An 18348-nucleotide genomic window follows, 5' to 3' on the forward strand; every position below is an offset into this window, starting at 1 on the left:
GACAGGCGCCCGGACCCCGCCGGCGGTCGCGCCCGCTCAGCCTGCGAACGGTGTCCCCGGCAGGCCCTGCCCCGCGTCCGGCAGCACGAGCAGGGAGCCCGACAGCGGGTGCGGGGAGTCCAGGCCCGTCCGGGCGGTGGACACGTACAGGTCGCGGAGACCGGGGCCGCCGAACGCGCACGCCGTGGGCCGCCGCACCGGCAGGTCCACGACCCGGTCCACCCGGCCGTCGGGGGTGTGGCGCCGGATCGCCGCGCCGTCCCAGAAGGCGACCCACACACAGCCGTCGGCGTCGACCGTCAGCCCGTCGGGCCACCCTGCCCCCTCCTCGACGGCGGCGAAGGGGCGCCTGTTCAGGACGCGCTCCCCGTCGACGTCGAAGACATCGATCCGCCGTGCGGGGGTGTCGATGTAGTACATGAGCCGGCCGTCCGGGCTCCATCCGGTGCCGTTGCTGACCGTCACCGTGTCCAGGACGAGGCTCGCCGTGCCGTCCGGGGCGACCCTGGACAGCGTGCCGCCTCCCGTCGCCTCGTCGTAGCGCATGGTGCCCGCCCAGAGCGCGCCGTCCGGTGCCACCGCCGCGTCGTTTCCCCGTCGTCCCGGGACGGGGTCGTGGACCAGCCAGGAGAAGGCGCCGTCCGCGTCGTACAGCCCCACTCCGTCCCGCAGGACGGTCACGAGGCCGCCGCCCGCCCGGGGCTTCGCCGCGCCGACGTGCTGGCCGGTGGCCATGACCGTACGGCGGCCGGTCGACGGGTCGTAGGTGTGGACGCGGGCCGAGAGGATGTCGACCCAGATCAGCCGCCCCGTGGCCGGGTCCCAGGTGGGGCCCTCACCCAGCTCGGCCCGCTCACGCACCGCCACTTCCGCAGCCGGCCTCATATCTGGGCCCTGTGGTGTCCGAGCCGGCCGGACAGCGCGTCGGCGCCGCCCGCCGCGAGCTGCGCGAGTTCCGCCTCGCGCTCCTCGCTCCAGCGGATCATCGGCACAGAGATGGAGAGCGCGGCGACGACACGTCCGGACCGGTCCCTGACCGGCGCGGCGACACAGCTCACGTCCGGGTTCGACTCGCGGTGCTCCACCGCTATGCCCCGCTTACGGACGACAGCGAGCGCTTCACGCAGCTCCGTGGCGTCGGTGAGGCTGTTGTCGGTCATGGCGACGAGCTCGCGCCCGTCGAGACGGGCGTCGAGCTCCGCCTCCGGGAGCGCGGCGAGCAGCAGCTTGCCGACGGAGGTGCAGTGGGCGGGCAGCTTGCGGCCCGCGGCGGAGACCATGCGGACGGCGTGGGTGGAGTCCACCTTGGCGATGTAGATGACCTCGGTGCCCTCCAGGATCGCCACATGGACCGTCTCGCCGCAGTTCTCGGCCACCTCGCGGGCGACCTGCTGGCCCTCGGCCGCGAGGTCGAGCTGCTCGGCGTAGCGGCTGCCGAGCTGGTACGTGCGCACGCCCAGCCGGTAGCGGCCGGGCTGTTCCGGGACCGTGACCAGGTAGGACCGTGCGGCGAGCGTGGTGAGGAGTTCGTGCACCGTGGTCCGCGGCAGTTGGAGCTTGCGGGTGATCTCGGGGGCGGACAGGGTCCCCTCGCCCTGGAGGAAGAGTTCGAGAACATCCAGCGCCCTGGTCACCGCAGGGACGAGTCGCCCCATGATCGTCCGCCAATCCCGTTCGACACTCCGGTCAATGACCGGAATCACGAACGCAGGCTAGCCGTCCGGAACTTGTCCGGGCAACGCCTCCGGCGTGACGGAGCGGGCATGACAGGGGCGAACTACCACATACCGCCTGAATTTATCGGGGTTCATCAAGGCCCGACGGGGTTCGCCCGGGCCCGCCGTGCGCGCCTCCTGGTTCACGGCCCGGTCGCAGGGTATTCGCTGTTCCATGTCGACAACGAGCAGTACTCCCTCCCCAGGCCGCTGGCGGGCCTGGCTCCACCAGCGCGACCTTGCCGCGTTCCAGCGCGTGGCCGAAAGACACTGGCCCGGCGCCGAGCCCGTGCTGCCACGGCTGAGCCGCAGCGCCAACCACGGACTCCTGTGGTTCGGGGCCGCGGCGGGCATGGCGGCGCTCGGTTCCAGCGCCCGGTCCCGCAGGGCCGCGCTGCGCGGGATCGCCTCGCTGGCGGTCGCCTCGGCCGCGATCAACACCGTGGGCAAGGGCGCGGTGCGCAGGGAGCGCCCGATAGTGGATCTGGTTCCGGTCATACGGAGGCTGAAGCGGCAGCCCTTCACCACGTCCTTCCCCTCGGGCCACGCGGCGTCCGCAGCGGCCTTCGCGACCGGCGTCGCCCTGGAGTCCAAGGGCTGGGGTGCGGTCGTCGCCCCGGTGGCGCTGGCGGTGGCCGCCTCCCGTGTCTACACCGGGGTCCACTATCCGAGCGATGTGGCGGCCGGTGCGGCGCTCGGCATCGGAGCGGCGTTCGCGCTGCGCGGCGTCGTACCCACCCGTGGGCAGCTGCCTGCCCCCGGCCGGCCACCGGCCGATGCGCCCGCGCTGCCCGCGGGCCAGGATCTCGTGGTGGTCGTCAACCGGGAGTCCGGCTCCGCGACCGCGGCCGCGGGCGTGATCCGCGAGACCCTGCCGCTCGCCGAGACGGTGGAGTGCGCGCCCGCCGACCTCCAGGGGTGCCTGGAGAAGGCGGCACGGCAGGGCAAGGCACTGGGCGTCTGCGGGGGCGACGGCACGGTCAACATGGCGGCGGCCGTCGCAGCGGTCCACAGCCTGCCGCTCGCTGTGTTCCCCGGCGGCACCCTCAACCACTTCGCGTACGACCTCGGCATCGAGACCGTGCAGGACACAGCTGCGGCGCTCACCGCGGGCGACGCGGTCCGAGTCGACCTGGGGCGCTTCCGGCCGGGGCCGCAGGGGCCGGGCGGGGCGCACGGCTACTTCCTCAACGCCTTCAGCCTGGGGGTGTATCCGGAGCTCGTGCGGACCCGGGAACGCTGGGCACCCCGGATCGGCGGCTGGCCCGCCGGGGTGCTCGCGGCCTTCGAGGCACTGCGCGGCTCCCGCCCCCTGACAGCCGAACTCCAGGGGAAGCGACGGCCGTTGTGGCTGCTCTTCGTGGGCAACGGACTGTTCCAGCGGGTGGGCCCCGCTCCGGGCCGCCGCCACAATCTCGCGGACGGACTGCTGGACGTACGCGTGGTGCACGGTGGCCGCACCCCGGGCCTCCGGCTGCTCGCCGCGGCGGTCGCCGGACCGCTGAGCCGGTCACCCGCCCATGCTGCGGTACGCCGCCGCAGGGTGCGGATCGCCGGGCTCACCCCGGGGACGCCGTACGCCTTCGACGGCGAAGTGGCCCACTCCGGAACAGAGTTGATGATCGACAAGCTGCCCGAAGCACTGACGGTGTACTGCCCGATGCCGGTATGACGTAGGACCGCATCGTGAGACGCCTATCTCAGGATCCGACATTGCGGCGTACCGTCGTTCCATCGCCTGCGACTGAGGTCCGAGAGAGGACGTACGGCCATGCCGAAGGAATCCGCTGTCTACACCCACGGCCACCACGAGTCGGTGCTGCGCTCGCACCAGTGGCGTACGGCCGCCAATTCCGCGGCCTACCTGATCGGTGAACTCCGCCCCGGACAGGCGGTCCTGGACGTGGGCTGCGGGCCGGGCACCATCACCGCGGACCTCGCCGCGCTGGTGGCGCCCGGCCGGGTGACCGCCGTCGACTCCAGCGGCGGCATCCTGGAGCGTGCGGCCCGCAACGCCGCCGAACGCGGCGTCGACAACGTGGAGTTCGCCACCGCGGATGTCCACTCCCTGGACTTCCCTGACGACTCCTTCGACGTGGTGCACGCCCATCAGGTGCTCCAGCACGTCAGCGATCCGGTGCAGGCGCTGCGCGAGATGCGGCGGGTCTGCCGGCCGGGCGGCATCGTCGCGGCCCGTGACAGCGACTACGGGGCGATGGCCTGGTATCCGGAGGTGCCCGGGCTGCCGGAGTGGCTGGAGCTGTACCACCGGGTGGCCCGGGCGAACGGCGGCGAACCCGACGCCGGGCGCAGGCTGCTGTCCTGGGCGCGGCAGGCGGGCTTCACCGACATCAACCCGACCGCGGCGGCCTGGTGCTTCGCCACCCCGGAGAACCGCGCCTGGTGGAGCGGCCTGTGGGCGGAGCGTACGACCGCTTCGGTGTACGCGGAGCTGGCGGTGGACGGCGGGCACGCGAGCGCGGGAGAGCTGACGGCGATCGCGGACGCCTGGCGGGCGTGGGGCGACGAGCCCGACGCATGGTTCATGGTCCCGCACGGCGAGGTGCTCTGCCGGGTGTGATCCAGCAGCTGGGGTCTGCCGTCAAACTGCCGTCGTCGTCCGGAGGGCGGCCGCGCGGCAGACGGCAGTTTGACGACAGACCCCAGGGCGGGGGAACCGATCACATCCGGCGGAGTCGGCAACTACCCTCGTGGGCATGGAAATCCTGGGAACCACGCTGCGTATCTGTGTCGACGACCTGGAGGCCGCTGTGGCCTTCTACGAGGGCCTGACCGGCACTCCGGCACAGCGCTTCGAGCGCGGCGGGGTCTCGGTGGCGGCGATCGGCTGCTTTCTGCTGATGAGCGGTCCCGAGTCGCAGCTGGAGGTGCTGCGCAAGGTGTCGGCGACCATCGCGGTCAAGGACGTCGACGAGGCACACGCGGCGCTGACGCGGGTGGGCGCGAGGGTCATCGCGGGGCCGATGCCCTCCCCCGCCGGCCGCAATCTGATCGCCCTGCACCCGGACGGCTCGGTCTTCGAGTACGTCGACCGGAACGTACCCTCCTGATCCGGACCCCCCTCAGGCGAAGGCGCCGACGACCAGGTCGGTGAGCAGTGCGCCGGCCGTGCCGTCGGGGTCGAGATCCGGGTCGTAGATCGTCACGTTGAGCCCCACGCAGCTGCGTGAGCCGACGAGTATGCGCAGCAGCGTGGCGAGTTCGCCGGGGAACAGTCCGCCGTCGTCGGGGCTGTCGACGGCGGGCATCACGCTCGGGTCGAGTACGTCGGCGTCGAGGTGGACCCAGAAGCCGTCGAGCACGGGGACCTCCAGGGACTGCACCACGGCGCGGGCGATGTCGGCCGGCCCCCGGTCCCTGATCTCCCCCACCGTCGCGTTGGAGATCTTCAGCGCGGCCATCTCGGCGCGGTCCGTGTCGTCGTCCCGCATGCCGAGGAGCCGGATGTCCTCGTCCCTGAGATAGGGGCCAAGGCCCTCCAGGTCGGTCAGACCGGACTGCCCGCGCCCGGTGGAGAGCGCCAGTTCCTCGCCGCCCGCGGCGCCGATCCGGTCGCTGTTGCCGGGGTGGCGGAAGTCCGCCGATCCGTCGAGCGCGGCGAGGCCGTACCTGCCGATGCGGCGCAGGGCGAGGGTGGCTCCGAGCTGGATGGAGCAGTCACCGCCGAGGACGACCGGGAGTTCACCTGCCCTGACGTGCCCCTCTATGCGGTCGGCGAGCGTGCGGGTGTAGCGGGCGATGGCGTCGGCGTTGAAGACCCCGTCGCCCTCCTGCCAGTCGCCGAGGTCGTAGCGCGGCGGGACCACGACGCCGCCCTCGAACGCCCCGAGCCGCTGGACGATGCGGTGCTCGCGCAGTGCGCCGGCCAGCTTGTAGCAGCCGGGTACGGTGCCGGGCGCGGGAGGCCGCAGCCCGAGGTTCGAAGGGGCGTCGAGGACCACTCGTGTGCGCATACGGCCCATCCTCGCCGCCCTGATGGGCCTGCGTCCTCCATATCGCGCGGCCCGCTTCTCGGCCGAGCCCCCTGATGTGCGGCGGCGCCTATCGCGCGGCCCGCCTGCGGAAGAGATAGGCCCCGCAGAGCACGCCCGCCACGAAGACCCCCAGCAGGGCAGCCCACAGCGGCATCGTGACCTTGGGGATGATCACGCGGATGGACACATCGGTGGTGTTCACGCAGATGAAGACGATGGCCAGTACCGCCAGCACGGTCACGGCGATCCGGGCGGGCGTGAAGGCGCTCGTGGTGCCGCTGGATACGTCCTTGGGGCTCATGAGCGGCCCTTTCGCTGGTCCTGGTCCCGGTCCGGGGACCAGGCGCGGTCCCCGGACCCCAGGATGGCTCCGTCCCGGGTCCGGGGAGCGGTGGAGCAGGGCCGAACGGGTGATGGTCAGCCGACCGTCGGGAGCTCCAGGACACCGGTGTCCCCCGGGGCACTGACCACGGTGACCGGCTTGACACCCCGGTTCCCGACGTACGCCGTGTCGCTCGCGGCGATCACGAAGCGCAGCCGGTGCCCGGCCTCGTAGCGGTGCACGATGCCCGGCAGCTCGACGGTGAAGGGGCGGGTGACGTCGGGGACTCGTACGGGGGCGACCAGGCGGTTCACCAACTTCTGGGTGCCGTCGGGTGCCACGTCGTACACCTTCGCGAACAGGGCCAGCTTGTCGGCGGCGTCCCCGCTGTTCTGGACGCGTTCCGTCTTCGGGGAGACGACCTTCAGGGTGGCCTTCGGCGCACCGACGACGTCCACCGGATCGGGCAGCGGGGCACTGGTCCAGCCGAGGTAGGTGCCCTTCGTGTCGTACGGCTCCGGGTCGGGCAGCCCGATGAGTCCGGCGAGGGAGCTCTCGGAGTGGCTGCTCGGCAGCAGCCAGTTGGTGTACCGGCGGCTGCCGCGGGTGACCTCGGAGCGGCTGTCGACCAGGGCGCCGTCGCCGGAGAGGTACAGCGTGCGCGACAGGGCGGGGACTGCGGCCGCGGTGCCGTAACCGCTCTCCCAGTCACGGTAGTAGGCGAACTCGGGGCCGGTCGCGGTGCTCTCGTCGTGGTGGAGGTAGCGGTCGAACCAGGCGAGGATCCGCTGTCCGACGTAGCTGGTCTCCAGATTGCCCGTGGCGAGGTCGAGCTCGCCGGGCACCGAGCCGCCGCTGTGGCCCCAGGCCTGCCAGATCATCTTCGTGGTGGTGCCCTGGGCCTCCAGTGCCCGGTAGGTGGCGGTGGCCTCGTTGAGGTTGAACAGGCTGTCGGCCTGGCCCTGGACGAGCAGCGTGGGCGCGGTGACACCGGACAGATAGGAGGCCGGTGAGACGCTGCGGGCGTACGTCAGCATCTCCTGGGTCTCGGTGGCCGGGTAGCGGCCGGAGTTCAGGAGGCGGATGGTGTCGCACGCCTGGGCGGCGAAGTGCAGACAGCCGAGGCCGCCGATGCGCGAGGGGTCGAGGCTGGGGACCAGCAGGGGCTGTCCCTCGCCCATCAGATAGAAGCCGTTGGTCCACTGCCACTTGAAGACACCGGGCGTGTCGGACGAGACGCCCCGGGTCGCGTCGGCCGCGTTGGGGGCGAGCGAGTACGCCAGGTCGTTCCAGGTGATCAGTGGGACGAGCGCGTCCACGCGGTGGTCGGCGGACGCGGTCGCCAGCTGGACGGCTCCCCCGTACGAGCCGCCGATCATGCCGACCACCGGATCGCCCGGTGCGTCCGTGGTGACGTAGTCGACCTCGGTGCCGTCGTCGGCGGTGCGGGTGCCGGCGAGGAAGTCGACGAGCCCGGAGGCCGCCCTGCCGTCGATCGCGGGGTCGTCGAGCGTGATGAGGCAGCCGGACTTGCCGAAGCCCAGGCCCGAGTAGACGAGACCGACGTAGCCGCGCTCGGCGAAGGCCTTGCCGATGACGTCGGTGGAGCCGTCGGACTTGCTGCCGCCGAAGCCGTTGGTGGCGAGGACGGCGGGGGCCGGGTGCTGCGCGTCGGCGCCGGCCGGCCGGTAGAGGTCGGCGTCGACGGTGCAGGACCGGTCACCGGCCCGCACGGTGAACTCCAGCGCGGTGACGGTGTACCGATCGGCCGCGGAGGCCGGAGGGGCGCCGGTCAGAGCGAGCGGGGCGAGAAGTGCCGCCCCCGCGAGCAAAGTGAGTGGACGGCGGAATCTGGGCACAGCACGCGACACATGGACCTCCACACCGAGGACACATTACTGACCGGTAAGTACCGGGCCCGGCCCATGCTGTGACACACCTCATAGCGATGTCAACGTGCGGGAACGGAGTTTCCGCACGGATCCGCACCGCACTCGCGGGCCCGGGCCTCAGAGCAGAGCGGGGACCTGGACGGTGAGCGTGCAACGCCCGCCGTCCGCCGGTGCGTCCAGCACCGCGGGGACGCCGAGAGGGACGGTCAGGGCACTCGGGCCGTGGCCGAATCCCAGCTCGTCGACCACGGGGACCCCGAGCCCTCCGAGCCGGTCGGCGAGCACCGCTCGCACCCCTTCGGCCGGTCCGCAGGCCTCCCACGAACCGCACACCACCCCGGCTATCGAGTCGAGGGCGCCGATGCGCAGCAGCCGGGTGAGGATGCCGTCGAGCCGGTAGGGGTCCTCCCCGGTGTCCTCGATCACGAGCAGTCCGCCCCGGGCCGACGTCCGGGCGCGCGGGGTGCCGGCGTCGGCGGCGAGGAGGCTCGCGCAGCCGCCGTAGGTGACCCCTCGGGCGGCACCGGGCACCAGCGCGACCGCCGCGTCCAGACCCAGGATCCGCACCGACTCGGGCTCGAACAGCGTGGAGCGCAGCGCTTCCTGGGTGTCCGTGTCCTTCAGGAACACATCGGTGGCGACCATCGGGCCGTGCAGGGTCGAGAAGCCGGCCCGCAGGGCGAAGGCCTCGTGCAGCACGGTGATGTCGCTGTAGCCGACGAACACCTTGGGCCCGGCCGCCCGGATCGCGGACCAGTCCAGGAGGTCGACCATGCGGTGGGCGCCGTACCCTCCCCTGGCACACAGCACGGCGTCGACGGACGGGTCGCACCAGGCCTCCTGGAGGTCGCGGGCGCGGTGCTCGTCCGTGCCGGCCAGATGATCGAGGTCCGGATGCCGCTCCAGCGCGTGGGGGGCCACGACGGGGTCGAGGTCCCAGCCGCGCAGCAGGTCGAGGCCGCGCTCCAGCCGGTCGGCCGGCACGGGGCCGCTGGGCGCGACGACGGCGACCCTGGCTCCGGGCCGCAGCCTGGCCGGGCGGGCGAGGGGCTCCAGGGTCACTCCGTCAGCTCCAGTCGCGGCACATCGCTGCGCTCGACGCCGAACGTCTGGGCGTACAGGGAGAGTTCGGCCTCCAGTGCGCGCCGCACGGTTTCGGCGCGGCGGAAGCCGTGGCCCTCCCCCTCGAAGGTGAGGTAGGCGTGCGGAATCCCGCGTCCCTCGATCGCGGCGAGGAAGCGCTCGCACTGGACGGGCGGGCAGATCGGGTCGTCGAGCCCCTGGAGCAGCACGAACGGGGCCGTGAGCCGGTCCGTGTTGTTGACGGGCGAGCGCTCGCGGTAGCGCTCGGGCACCTCGGCGTACGGGCCTACGAGCGACTCCAGGTACTGCGATTCGAAGTCGTGGGTCTCACCGGTCGCCCAGCCCTCCAGGTCGAGGATCGGGTAGCTGATGGCGCCGCAGGCGTACACATCGGTGCTCGTGAGGGAGGCACCGGTGGTCCAGCCTCCGGCGCTGCCTCCCCGGATCGCCAGTCGGTCCCGGTCGGCCGAGCCCTCCTCGGCCAGACCCAGGGCGACGGCGGCGCAGTCCTCCACGTCGACGACGCCCCACTGTTCGCGCAGCCGCTCGCGGTAGGCGCGGCCGTAGCCGGTCGAGCCGCCGTAGTTCACCTCGGCGACGCCGATGCCCCGGGAGGTGAAGTAGGCGATCTCCAGGTCGAGCACGAGCGAGGTGTGGCCGGTGGGGCCGCCGTGCGCCCAGATGACGTAGGGCGGCAGCTCGCCCTCGGGCCCGGTGCGGTCGGGGTGACGCGGCGGGTAGACATGGGCGTGGATCTCACGGCCCGCAGGTCCGGTGAAGGTACGGATCCGGGGCTCGGGGTGGTAGGCGGGATCGACCGCGTCCCGGTGGGGGGCGCCGATCGCCCTGGTGTGTCCGGTGGCCGTGTCCAGCTCCACCACCTCGAAGGACGTGTGGGGGCTCGCGGCGATACCGATGACCCTGGTGTCCTGCACGGCGAGTGTGGCCGCCCACGCGGTCCAGGGGCCCACGGCGTCGACCAGATCACCGCTCTTGGGGTCGAGCACCCCGAGGGCGTTGGGGCCCCGGCCGTGGATGACGGCGATCAGCCCACTGTCCAGCAGCTGGAACCAGCGCTCGCCGATCTTCCACAGTGACCCGCCGAACTCCTCGTTCCGCCCGGTGCACAGGCGGCCGGCGGGCTCGGCCGCGCCGGCGACGGCGTCGGGCCCGAGCCGCTGAAGCTCCCACCAGCCTCCGGCGTCGGACACGAACAGCAGCGAACCGTCCCGGTCCCACTCGACCTGGACGACCGACTCGTCGTCGCCCCCGGCCAGGGTCCTGACCTCGGTGAGATCACCCTCCGCGGTCACCTCGGCCGTCTTCACGAGGGTGCCGTCCCAGGGCATCCGCGGATGGTCCCACGCGATCCAGGCGACGCGACGCCCGTCGTGCGACAGCCTGGGCCCGGTGACGAACCGGTTCCGGTCGTCGGTGAGTTCGCGTACGGCGCCGCGGTGCTCAGCGGCCGATCCGTCCAGCGGTACGGCGGCGATCACCCGGCGCACATCGGTGGGCGACTCCCCGGTGAACTCCTCCAGCACGCACCACACTTCGCGTCGTTCGGGAAGCAACTGCGGTTCCACCCAGCGCAGTCCGCCGCCGACCTCCGACACAGGAGTGAGCGGCCAGGGCGCGTCCGGCCCGTCCGGCGCGTACGCGTACAGCCGCTGGTCGGCGAAGTGGACGAAGACGACCAGCGGCCCGCCCTCCTCGCGCGCCACGCCGGCCCACGGCACCCCGCCGTACTCGATGACGCGGCTGCGGGGGTTCCACGGTTCGGGGAGGACGGACTCGGTGCTGCCGTCGGCCCTTCGGCGTACGAGGGCACGGCGGCCGCCCTCGGCCGGGCGCGGCTCCGTCCACCACACCTCGTCACCGACGGTGCCCACGTAATCCGGCCGGCCGTCGTGCGAGGCGGTCAGTGCCGCGTCGATCGGTGACGGCCATGTTCCGTACGCCGCTGTGGACGCCATGGTCGGTTTCCCCCTCTTCGGTCGGGCGGTGCGGGTCGTCAGGCGGTCCGGTGCGGTCGATCGTCAGGCCTCGCGCAGGAACCGGTCCAGGACCCGGACGCCGAAGTGCAGTGCGTCGACGGGTACCCGCTCGTCGACGCCGTGGAACAGCGCCTGGTAGTCGAAGCCGACGGGCAGCTTCAGCGGTGAGTAGCCGTAACCGGTGATGCCGAGGCGCGAGAACTGCTTGGCGTCCGTGCCGCCCGACATGCAGTACGGGACAACGTGGGCGTCCGGATCGAACAGCTCGATGGCCTCGCGCATCTTCGCGTACGTCGGTGAGTCGACCGGGGCTTCGAGCGCGACCTCGCGGTGCTGGAACTCCCAGTCGACGCCGGGTCCTGTCAGCCGGTCCATGGTCGCGTGGAACTCGTCGTCGCCACCGGGGACCACGCGTCCGTCGATCTGGGCGCTGGCGTGGCCCGGGATCACGTTGACCTTGTAACCCGCCTCCAGCATCGTCGGGTTGGTGCTGTTGCGTATGGTCGGCTCGACCAGCGCGGCCGCCGGGCCCAGCTTGCCGAGCAGCTCGTCGACGTCGAACCCCGGGGCGTCCAGGTCGACGCGGATGTGGTGGAGCGCGGCGATCTCCGTGAGCGCGGCCCGCACGGTGGGGGTCAGGCGCACCGGCCACTCGTGGGCACCGATCCTGGCGACGGCGGCGGCGACCCTGCTGACGGCGTTGGCCTTGTTGACCTTGGAGCCGTGGCCTGCCTTGCCCTCGGCGGTCAGCTTCAACCACCCCGTGCCGCGCTCTCCGGCCGCGACGGGGTAGAGGGCCATGCCGGGTCCCGCGTGGAAGGTGAAGGCACCGGACTCGCTGATGCCCTCCGTGCAGCCGTCGAAGAGCTCGGGGTGCTGGTCGGCGAGGAAGCCGGCTCCGTCGTTCGCGCTGGCCTCCTCGTCGGCCGTGTAGGCGATGACGATGTCGCGGCGCGGGCGTACGCCGGCGCGCGCCCAGGCCCGGACGACGGCGAGGACCATCGCGTCCATGTTCTTCATGTCGATGGCCCCGCGCCCCCACACGACGCCGTCGCGCACCTCCCCGGAGAAGGGGTGCACGGTCCAGTCCTCCGCCATCGCGGGGACCACGTCGAGGTGGCCGTGCACGAGGAGGGCGTCGGCCGACCTGTCGGTGCCCTCGATCCGGGCGACGACGTTCGTCCGTCCGGGCGTGCGCTCCAGGAGCGTGGGCTCCAGGCCCGCGCCGGCCAGCCGCTCGGCGACGTACTCGGCGGCCGGGCGTTCCCGGCAGCTGCCGTCACCGCTGTTGGTCGTGTCGATGCGGATCAGCTCGGAGGTGAACGTCACCGACTCGTCGAGCGCCCGCTCGTCGACCGGTCCGGTGGGGACCGGCCCGGTGGGGTTGCCCGCCTCAGCCATACTGTTCCTCCACAGCGGCCGACACGATCGTCGTCACCGCCTTGAATGTGCGAATACCTTCGTACATCGTCCCGCTGGTGTAGGCGACGCGCCGCTCGCCGCTTGGCGCCACGCCAGGAACCACCGTCGCCGCCGCGGCCAGATGCTCGGCGTCGAACTCCAGCTCCACCGCGCAGGCGTCGATCGTCACGGGCGCGTGGCGCACCGCGAGCGCGGTCGCGGCCTCGGCGGCGGCCCTGATGTCGGCTGCGGTGCGGGCCGGGGTGCGGCACACCGCCGCGTACCGCGAGACATGGTCCTTCACCGCGACCGTACGTGCCCCGGGGGCGTAGCCGTGGGCGTCCACGCAGGTCAGGTCGTCGCCGGTGACCAGGATAACGGGGACGCCGTACTCCGCGGCGACATGGGCGTTGAGCAGGCCCTCGCTGGCACGGACCCCGTTCAGCCAGACTCCGGTGATGGAGTTGGCGAGGTAGGTGTGGGCGAGGACGCCCTCGGTGCCGGCGCCCGTGTGGTAGCCGATGAACGCCACGGCGTCGACATCACCGTGCTGGATGCCCTCGACCATGGAGAGGGACTTGTGCCTGCCGGTGATCATCTGGACGCGCTCGTCGAGCCGCTCCAGGAGCAGGTTACGCATGCTCCAGTGGGCTTCGTTGACCAGGACCTCGTCGGCGCCCCCGTCGTAGAAGCCCAGCGCGGCGGCGTTCACGTCGGAGGTGAACAGCGAACGGCACCGCTCCCACTGCGGGGTGCCGGGCAGCACATCGGCCGGCCAGGTCACTCCGGTGGCGCCCTCCATGTCGGCGCTGACGAGGATCTTCACGGTGCGCGGTCCTGTCGCTGGTCGGTCGCTCCCCCGCCCGTTCCCGGGAAGAGGATCTTCGTGCCGCATCACGGTACGCGCCGGGACCGCACCGGACCAGAGCCTATGTGATCTGTCACTGGTCCAGTCCGGTGAAGGCGTCCGCCGCCCGGGTGCCGGGCGGCGGACGACGGGGGATCAGACGCGGCCTGTGCCCTTGACCAGCTCCTGGATCCGGGTGAGCTCCTCGTCGGTGAAGTCCAGGTTGCGGACCGTCGCCACGCTGTTCTCCAGCTGGGCGACGCTGCTCGCGCCGACGACGGCTGAGGTGACCCGGCCGCCGCGCAGCACCCAGGCGAGCGCCAGCTGGGCGAGGGACTGTCCGCGCTCCTGGGCCAGTTCGTTCAGCGCGCCCAGCCGGCCCACCAGGTCGGGGGTGACGGCCTCGGCGGACAGGAAGGGGCTGCTGCCCGCGGCGCGCGATCCCTCCGGGATGCCGTTCAGATAGCGGTCGGAGAGGATGCCCTGCTCCAGCGGGGAGTAGGCGATGGAGCCGGTCCCGAGCTCGTCCAGGGCGTCCAGCAGGCCGTCCTCGACCCAGCGGTCGAGCATGGAGTAGCGCGGCTGGTGGATGAGGAGGGGGGTGCCGAGATCGTTCAGGATCCGGGCGGCCTCGCGGGTCTGCTCGGCCGAGTAGTTGGAGACACCGGCGTAGAGCGCCTTGCCCTGGCGCACCGCCGTGTCCAGGGCGCCCATCGTCTCCTCGAGCGGGGTGTCGGGGTCGAAGCGGTGGGAGTAGAAGATGTCGACGTAGTCGAGGCCCAGGCGCGTCAGGCTCTGGTCCAGCGAGGAGCGCAGGCTCTTGCGGGAGCCCCACTCACCGTACGGCCCCTCCCACATGTGGTAGCCCGCCTTGGTGGAGATGACGATCTCGTCCCTGAGCCCGGCGAAGTCCGTCCGCAGCGCGCGGCCCATGGCGGTCTCGGCTGAGCCGGGCGGCGGGCCGTAGTTGTTGGCGAGGTCGAAGTGCGTGATGCCGAGGTCGAAGGCCCTGCGCAGGATCTCGCCCTGCGTCTCGGGGGTCCGGTCGCCCCCGAAGTTGTGCCAGAGTCCGAGCGACAGCGCGGGCAGCAGCAGGCCGCTGCGGCCGGTGCGCCGGTAGGGCATGTCGGTGTAGCGGTCGGCGGACGGAACGTACATACGGGCTCCACGGGACACGGCGTCGCGCGCCAGGTCTGGTGCGCGCCCCCAAGACTGGCGGAGAACGATCCAGCGGTCCAACAGGAGATTCCGCTGGGATTCATCGGTTAAATTGCTCAATCATGGAATTGCGTCAGCTGGAGCACTTCGTCGCCGTCGCCGAGGAGCAGCACTTCACCCGGGCGGCCGAGCGGCTGGCCGTGTCCCAGTCGGGACTGTCCGCGTCCGTCCGGGCGCTGGAACAGGAGCTGAGGACGCCCCTGTTCAGCCGTACGACCCGCACGGTCCGGCTCACCGAGGCCGGGACCGCGCTGCTGGTGGAGGCGGAACGCACGCTGGCGGGGGCCAGGGCGGCGCGGGACGCCGTGGACGCCGTACGGGGGCTGTTGCGCGGCACGCTGACGCTGGGGGTGGAGCAGTGCGTGGCTGGAGTCAGCACGGCGCGGTTGCTCGCGGCCTTCCACCGGGAGCATCCGCACATGGAGATCAGGCTGCGGCAGGAGGGCACGTCCAGTCTGCTCGATGGCGTGGCCGGCGGCCGTCTTGACCTCGCGTTCGCCGCGACCGTGAGCCCGCCGGAGTGGCGGGGCGAGCTCGTGCCGCTGGCGCGGGAGCCCATGGTCGCCCTGTGCGCCCCCGGTCACCGGCTCGCCGATGAGGGCGCGCGGGTGGCGTGGGGCGAGCTCCGGGGCGAATCGTTCATCGACTTCCACCCGGACTGGGGGCCCAGGCGGGCGGCGGACGAGGCGTTCGCCGCGGCGGGGACCCGCCGGACGGTGGCGCTCGAGGTCAACGACGTGCACAGCCTGCTGGAGCTGGTGCACGAGGGCCTCGGGATCGCGGTCGTGCCGCACCACTTCTCCCGTAAGCCGGAGGCGCGCGGCCTGGTCGCGCTGGAGCTCGACGGAGAGCACCTGCCGGTCTACGAGAGCGTCGTGGTGCTCCCGCCGCCCCAGACCATGAGCCCCGGCGCGAAGGCCCTGATGACACTGGTCAGGGAGGCCCCGGTGCGCTGAAGCCGACCGGCCACGCCGCGCCCATCGGCAGCTCGGCCGCGCCGCCTCCTCAGCCGCTCAGCGCTTCGGCGAACGCGCCCGCGTCCTGGTCGGCTCCACTGCGACTGTCCGATGCGGCCGTCGTGTCCTCGCCCGAGGCGCACTCCTGGTCGCGGAAGGATGCCCAGAGGGAGAGCGCGCCCACCCCCTGGCGGGTGGCGTAGGTGCGCAGGGACGCGGCGTCGTCGAGGGTGAAGGCTCCCCGTCGACGTCGTTCGCTTCCGTGCCTCGCTGCTCGCCTGGCCGGCGACGTCGCGGCGAGACGCGCGCCCCGGCTGCTGCCATGAGACAGGGGCGGGGTGTGCGGAAACCTCCGCACACCCCGCCCCTTCATGCCGATGCTCCGTCAGTCCTCGTGACCCAGAAGGAGATCACGCTCGGTCCTGCCCCCTCCGGGGAGCTGGAGCACGGTGGCGACCGGCGGGTAGCCGGCGGCGATCACGGTGTACTCACCGGTCGACAGGTCCACGAACCTGAACGCACCGTCGGAGCCGGTGGTCAGGGTGTCGACCACATTGCCCGCCGCGTCGAGCAACGTGACCCTGGCGTCCTCGACGACCCGCCCGCCGGGCGCACGTACGACGCCGCGCAGCACGGCGCCGCCCGCAAGCTCGATGTCCTGCCGGGTCTCCCGGGCGGCCTGCACGCTGACCGGGAGGGCGGCGGGGCGGAAGGCGGGGGCGCTGGCCGCCAGCGTGTATTCACCGGCCACCAGCTCGCTGATGACGTAGGAACCTTCGCGTCCGGTGCGGGTGGTCGCGACGACTTCACCCCGTACGTCGGTGAGCGTGACCGCCGCGTCGCGGACAGGGGCGCCGTCCGGCGTGAGCACCGCGCCGGCGAGTCGTCCGGCCCCGCCCAGGACCACGTCCAGCTCCACCGGCCGGTCGTTGACGGTGACACTGACGGCCTGCGGCTGGTGCCCTCCGGCTGCGGCGATCAGCACATAGGCGCCCGCGGCGGGTGCGCTCAGCGCGTACCGCCCGTCGTCGCCGCTCGCCCCCCGGCCGACCTGCCGCCCCTGCCCGTCGATGAGGGTGAGCGCGGCCCGTCCGACCTTCGTACCGTCGGGGTGCTGGACGCATCCGGACACCGGGATCCCGGAGAGCGGGGCGGTCTGCGGCGGGCCGGGGTCGGTGCGGGCCGCGGGGATCGTGGAGGGCGCCGTGGCCGCGTCGGGGGCCGTCTGGGGGGTGTGGTGGGACACCAGCGGTTTCTCCTTGAGGAAGAAGGCGAGGAACAGGCCGAGCAGGAGCACCGGCACCAGGTAGAGGAAGATCCGCGGCATCGCGTCGGCGTACGCCTGGATGTAGGCGTCGCGCAGCGCGGGCTCCATGGTGTGGACCAGCTGCGGTGTGATCGACTCCGCGTCGGGCAGGTCGGCTCCGGGAGGCAGCCGCACCCCGAGCGCGTCCGCGAGCCGCCCCGCGAACAGGGTGCCGAAGATCGCGGCGCCCACACTGCCGCCGATCTGGCGGAAGTAGTTGTTGGCGCTGGTGGCGGTGCCGAGGTCGGAGGGGCGTACGGAGTTCTGGACGGCCAGCACCAGGATGGACATGACGAGGCCGATCCCGATGCCCAGGACGGCCTGCCAGATGCCGTACTCCAGCGGGGAGGTGTCGGTGTCGAGGTGGGAGAGCAGCCACATGCCGACGGCCGAGAGCGCTCCGCCCACCAGAGGGAAGACGCGGTAGCGGCCGGTGCGGGAGACCAGCTGTCCGGAGACGACGGAGGCGACGACGATGCCGCCCATCATGGGCAGCATCAGCAGCCCCGACTCGGTGGCGGACACTCCCTCGACCATCTGGAGATAGGTCGGCAGATAGCTGGCCGCCCCGAAGAGCGCGACCCCGACGACCGCGCCCACCAGCGAGGTGACGTTGAAGACCGAGTCGCGGAACAGGCGCAGCGGGATGATGGGTTCGGCGGCCCGGTGCTCGACGACGAGGAAGAGCAGGGTCGCTCCCGCAGCCCCGACGGCGAGCCCCAGGATGGTCCGCGAGCCCCAGGCGTACTCCGTACCGCCCCAGCTGGTGAGCAGCACCAGGCAGGTCGACGCGACGGCCAGCAGCAGCGCCCCGAGCACGTCGAGTCGCGGGCGTACGGCGGGTTTGGGCAGCTTCAGCACGAGCGCGATGACGGCGAGGGTGACGATGCCGAACGGCACGTTGATGTAGAAGCACCAGCGCCACGAGGCGTGGTCGGTGAAGAAGCCGCCGAGGAGGGGTCCCGCCACCGAGGCGAGGCCGAAGACGGCCCCGATGAGGCCCATGTAGCGGCCCCGCTCCCTGGCGGGGACGATGTCGGCGATGATCGCCTGCACGCCGATCATGAGCCCGCCGCCGCCGATGCCCTGGACGGCCCTGAAGGCGATGAGCTCGTCCATCGTGCGCGACCAGCCGGCGAGGGCTGAGCCGATGATGAAGACGATGATCGCGAACTGGAAGACGCCCTTGCGGCCGAAGAGGTCGCCGAGCTTCCCGTAGAGCGGCAGACCGATCGTGGAGGCCAGCAGATAGGCGGTGACCGCCCACGACATCTTGTCCAGGCCGTGCAGCTCACCGACGATCTTCGGCAGCGCGGTGGCGACGATCATCTGGTCGAGCGCCGCGAGCAGCAGGGTGAGCATGAGACCGAGGAAGACCAGCCGGATCCGGCGGGGGCTGATCTCGTCCGGCGGTGCGGACGGCACGGCGGCGGACGGTGGAGGAGGCGGCTCGGACTTCACCGCGACACCGGGTTCCACCCAGGTCCCGGGCACCCCGTACTCCGTGCCTCCCGGCTCGTCCTCCACCAGAGTGATCCCACCCACCACGTGCGCTCCCCTCGTCGCAGCTGCGCCGCCCATTTCTCGCATCAGGCGGCAAGGCAGGGCAAACGCGA

At 72.2% G+C, this 18348-nt stretch carries 16 protein-coding genes; 4 read left to right on the forward strand and 12 right to left on the reverse strand.

What is annotated here, in order from left to right; translation table 11 throughout:
* Positions 1-36 precede the first annotated feature (36 nt).
* Both AB0C75_RS14940 and AB0C75_RS14945 read right to left on the reverse strand, forming a co-directional pair.
* Positions 37-885, reverse strand: coding sequence for an SMP-30/gluconolactonase/LRE family protein (locus AB0C75_RS14940; RefSeq protein ID WP_362890704.1), 849 nt, complete (start codon positions 883-885; stop codon positions 37-39).
* Positions 882-1655 (reverse strand): IclR family transcriptional regulator, encoded by a 774-nt coding sequence (locus AB0C75_RS14945; RefSeq protein ID WP_362890707.1) that lies wholly within the window; start codon positions 1653-1655, stop codon positions 882-884. Before AB0C75_RS14945 ends, AB0C75_RS14940 begins: the two co-directional genes overlap by 4 nt.
* Before the next feature lie 235 nt (positions 1656-1890).
* Here AB0C75_RS14945 and AB0C75_RS14950 point away from each other — a divergent pair, with 235 nt between their 5' ends.
* From AB0C75_RS14950 to AB0C75_RS14960, 3 genes are all read left to right on the forward strand, one after another.
* Positions 1891-3387, forward strand: a complete 1497-nt coding sequence (locus tag AB0C75_RS14950) for a phosphatase PAP2 family protein (RefSeq protein WP_362890709.1) — start codon at positions 1891-1893, stop codon at positions 3385-3387.
* A gap of 99 nt (positions 3388-3486) precedes the next feature.
* The gene (locus tag AB0C75_RS14955) at positions 3487-4296 is read left to right on the forward strand and encodes a methyltransferase domain-containing protein (RefSeq protein ID WP_362890712.1); all 810 of its coding nucleotides are present in this window, start codon (positions 3487-3489) and stop codon (positions 4294-4296) included.
* A 136-nt stretch (positions 4297-4432) separates the two neighbouring features.
* On the forward strand, positions 4433-4786 hold the full coding sequence (locus tag AB0C75_RS14960) for a VOC family protein (protein ID WP_362890714.1): 354 nt from the start codon (positions 4433-4435) through the stop codon (positions 4784-4786).
* Positions 4787-4798: 12 nt separating this feature from the next.
* On the opposite strand, the gene AB0C75_RS14965 is transcribed toward AB0C75_RS14960, so the two are convergent.
* The 8 genes from AB0C75_RS14965 to AB0C75_RS15000 all read right to left on the reverse strand — a co-directional run bounded on the left by AB0C75_RS14965 (position 4799) and on the right by AB0C75_RS15000 (position 14410).
* The gene (locus AB0C75_RS14965; protein WP_362890716.1) at positions 4799-5689 is read right to left on the reverse strand and encodes an arginase family protein; all 891 of its coding nucleotides are present in this window, start codon (positions 5687-5689) and stop codon (positions 4799-4801) included.
* 88 nt (positions 5690-5777) lie between these two features.
* On the reverse strand, positions 5778-6011 hold the full coding sequence (locus AB0C75_RS14970) for a DUF1049 domain-containing protein (RefSeq protein WP_362890718.1): 234 nt from the start codon (positions 6009-6011) through the stop codon (positions 5778-5780).
* Positions 6012-6127: 116 nt separating this feature from the next.
* Entirely contained in the window at positions 6128-7903 is a 1776-nt protein-coding gene (locus AB0C75_RS14975; protein ID WP_362890720.1) for a CocE/NonD family hydrolase, read from the reverse strand.
* Between the two features lie 138 nt (positions 7904-8041).
* A complete protein-coding gene (locus tag AB0C75_RS14980; RefSeq protein ID WP_362890722.1) occupies positions 8042-8986 on the reverse strand; it encodes an LD-carboxypeptidase in 945 nt (314 codons plus the stop codon).
* The gene (locus AB0C75_RS14985) at positions 8983-10983 is read right to left on the reverse strand and encodes a prolyl oligopeptidase family serine peptidase (protein ID WP_362890724.1); all 2001 of its coding nucleotides are present in this window, start codon (positions 10981-10983) and stop codon (positions 8983-8985) included. Before AB0C75_RS14985 ends, AB0C75_RS14980 begins: the two co-directional genes overlap by 4 nt.
* A 63-nt stretch (positions 10984-11046) precedes the next feature.
* Positions 11047-12405, reverse strand: coding sequence for a M20/M25/M40 family metallo-hydrolase (locus AB0C75_RS14990; protein ID WP_362890726.1), 1359 nt, complete (start codon positions 12403-12405; stop codon positions 11047-11049).
* The gene (locus tag AB0C75_RS14995; protein WP_362890728.1) at positions 12398-13231 is read right to left on the reverse strand and encodes a M55 family metallopeptidase; all 834 of its coding nucleotides are present in this window, start codon (positions 13229-13231) and stop codon (positions 12398-12400) included. Before AB0C75_RS14995 ends, AB0C75_RS14990 begins: the two co-directional genes overlap by 8 nt.
* 177 nt (positions 13232-13408) lie before the next feature.
* Positions 13409-14410 (reverse strand): aldo/keto reductase, encoded by a 1002-nt coding sequence (locus tag AB0C75_RS15000; protein ID WP_362890730.1) that lies wholly within the window; start codon positions 14408-14410, stop codon positions 13409-13411.
* A gap of 122 nt (positions 14411-14532) precedes the next feature.
* On the opposite strand from AB0C75_RS15000, the gene AB0C75_RS15005 reads away from it, so the two are divergent.
* Positions 14533-15426 carry a LysR substrate-binding domain-containing protein gene (locus AB0C75_RS15005; protein WP_362890732.1) on the forward strand — a complete coding sequence of 298 codons (894 nt, stop codon included), beginning with the start codon at positions 14533-14535 and terminating at the stop codon, positions 15424-15426.
* Positions 15427-15475: 49 nt separating this feature from the next.
* Here AB0C75_RS15005 and AB0C75_RS15010 read toward each other — a convergent pair whose 3' ends face one another.
* Together AB0C75_RS15010 and AB0C75_RS15015 are read right to left on the reverse strand one after the other, a co-directional pair.
* Positions 15476-15784, reverse strand: coding sequence for a hypothetical protein (locus AB0C75_RS15010; protein WP_362890734.1), 309 nt, complete (start codon positions 15782-15784; stop codon positions 15476-15478).
* A gap of 27 nt (positions 15785-15811) precedes the next feature.
* Positions 15812-18280 carry an MFS transporter gene (locus AB0C75_RS15015; protein ID WP_362890736.1) on the reverse strand — a complete coding sequence of 823 codons (2469 nt, stop codon included), beginning with the start codon at positions 18278-18280 and terminating at the stop codon, positions 15812-15814.
* Positions 18281-18348 lie beyond the last annotated feature (68 nt).

This window comes from Streptomyces sp. NPDC048565, assembly GCF_040650935.1.
Taxonomy (GTDB): domain Bacteria; phylum Actinomycetota; class Actinomycetes; order Streptomycetales; family Streptomycetaceae; genus Streptomyces.

What these genes read in the sequence shown, in the direction of transcription:
- AB0C75_RS14945 (WP_362890707.1), bottom strand. Translation starts at nt 1,655, where the DNA reads ATGGGGCGACTCGTCCCTGCGGTGACCAGGGCGCTGGATGTTCTCGAA.
- AB0C75_RS14990 (WP_362890726.1), bottom strand. Translation starts at nt 12,405, where the DNA reads ATGGCTGAGGCGGGCAACCCCACCGGGCCGGTCCCCACCGGACCGGTC.
- AB0C75_RS14970 (WP_362890718.1), bottom strand. Translation starts at nt 6,011, where the DNA reads ATGAGCCCCAAGGACGTATCCAGCGGCACCACGAGCGCCTTCACGCCC.
- AB0C75_RS14955 (WP_362890712.1), top strand. Translation starts at nt 3,487, where the DNA reads ATGCCGAAGGAATCCGCTGTCTACACCCACGGCCACCACGAGTCGGTG.
- AB0C75_RS14950 (WP_362890709.1), top strand. Translation starts at nt 1,891, where the DNA reads ATGTCGACAACGAGCAGTACTCCCTCCCCAGGCCGCTGGCGGGCCTGG.
- AB0C75_RS14940 (WP_362890704.1), bottom strand. Translation starts at nt 885, where the DNA reads ATGAGGCCGGCTGCGGAAGTGGCGGTGCGTGAGCGGGCCGAGCTGGGT.
- AB0C75_RS14965 (WP_362890716.1), bottom strand. Translation starts at nt 5,689, where the DNA reads ATGCGCACACGAGTGGTCCTCGACGCCCCTTCGAACCTCGGGCTGCGG.
- AB0C75_RS15000 (WP_362890730.1), bottom strand. Translation starts at nt 14,410, where the DNA reads ATGTACGTTCCGTCCGCCGACCGCTACACCGACATGCCCTACCGGCGC.
- AB0C75_RS15005 (WP_362890732.1), top strand. Translation starts at nt 14,533, where the DNA reads ATGGAATTGCGTCAGCTGGAGCACTTCGTCGCCGTCGCCGAGGAGCAG.
- AB0C75_RS14960 (WP_362890714.1), top strand. Translation starts at nt 4,433, where the DNA reads ATGGAAATCCTGGGAACCACGCTGCGTATCTGTGTCGACGACCTGGAG.
- AB0C75_RS14985 (WP_362890724.1), bottom strand. Translation starts at nt 10,983, where the DNA reads ATGGCGTCCACAGCGGCGTACGGAACATGGCCGTCACCGATCGACGCG.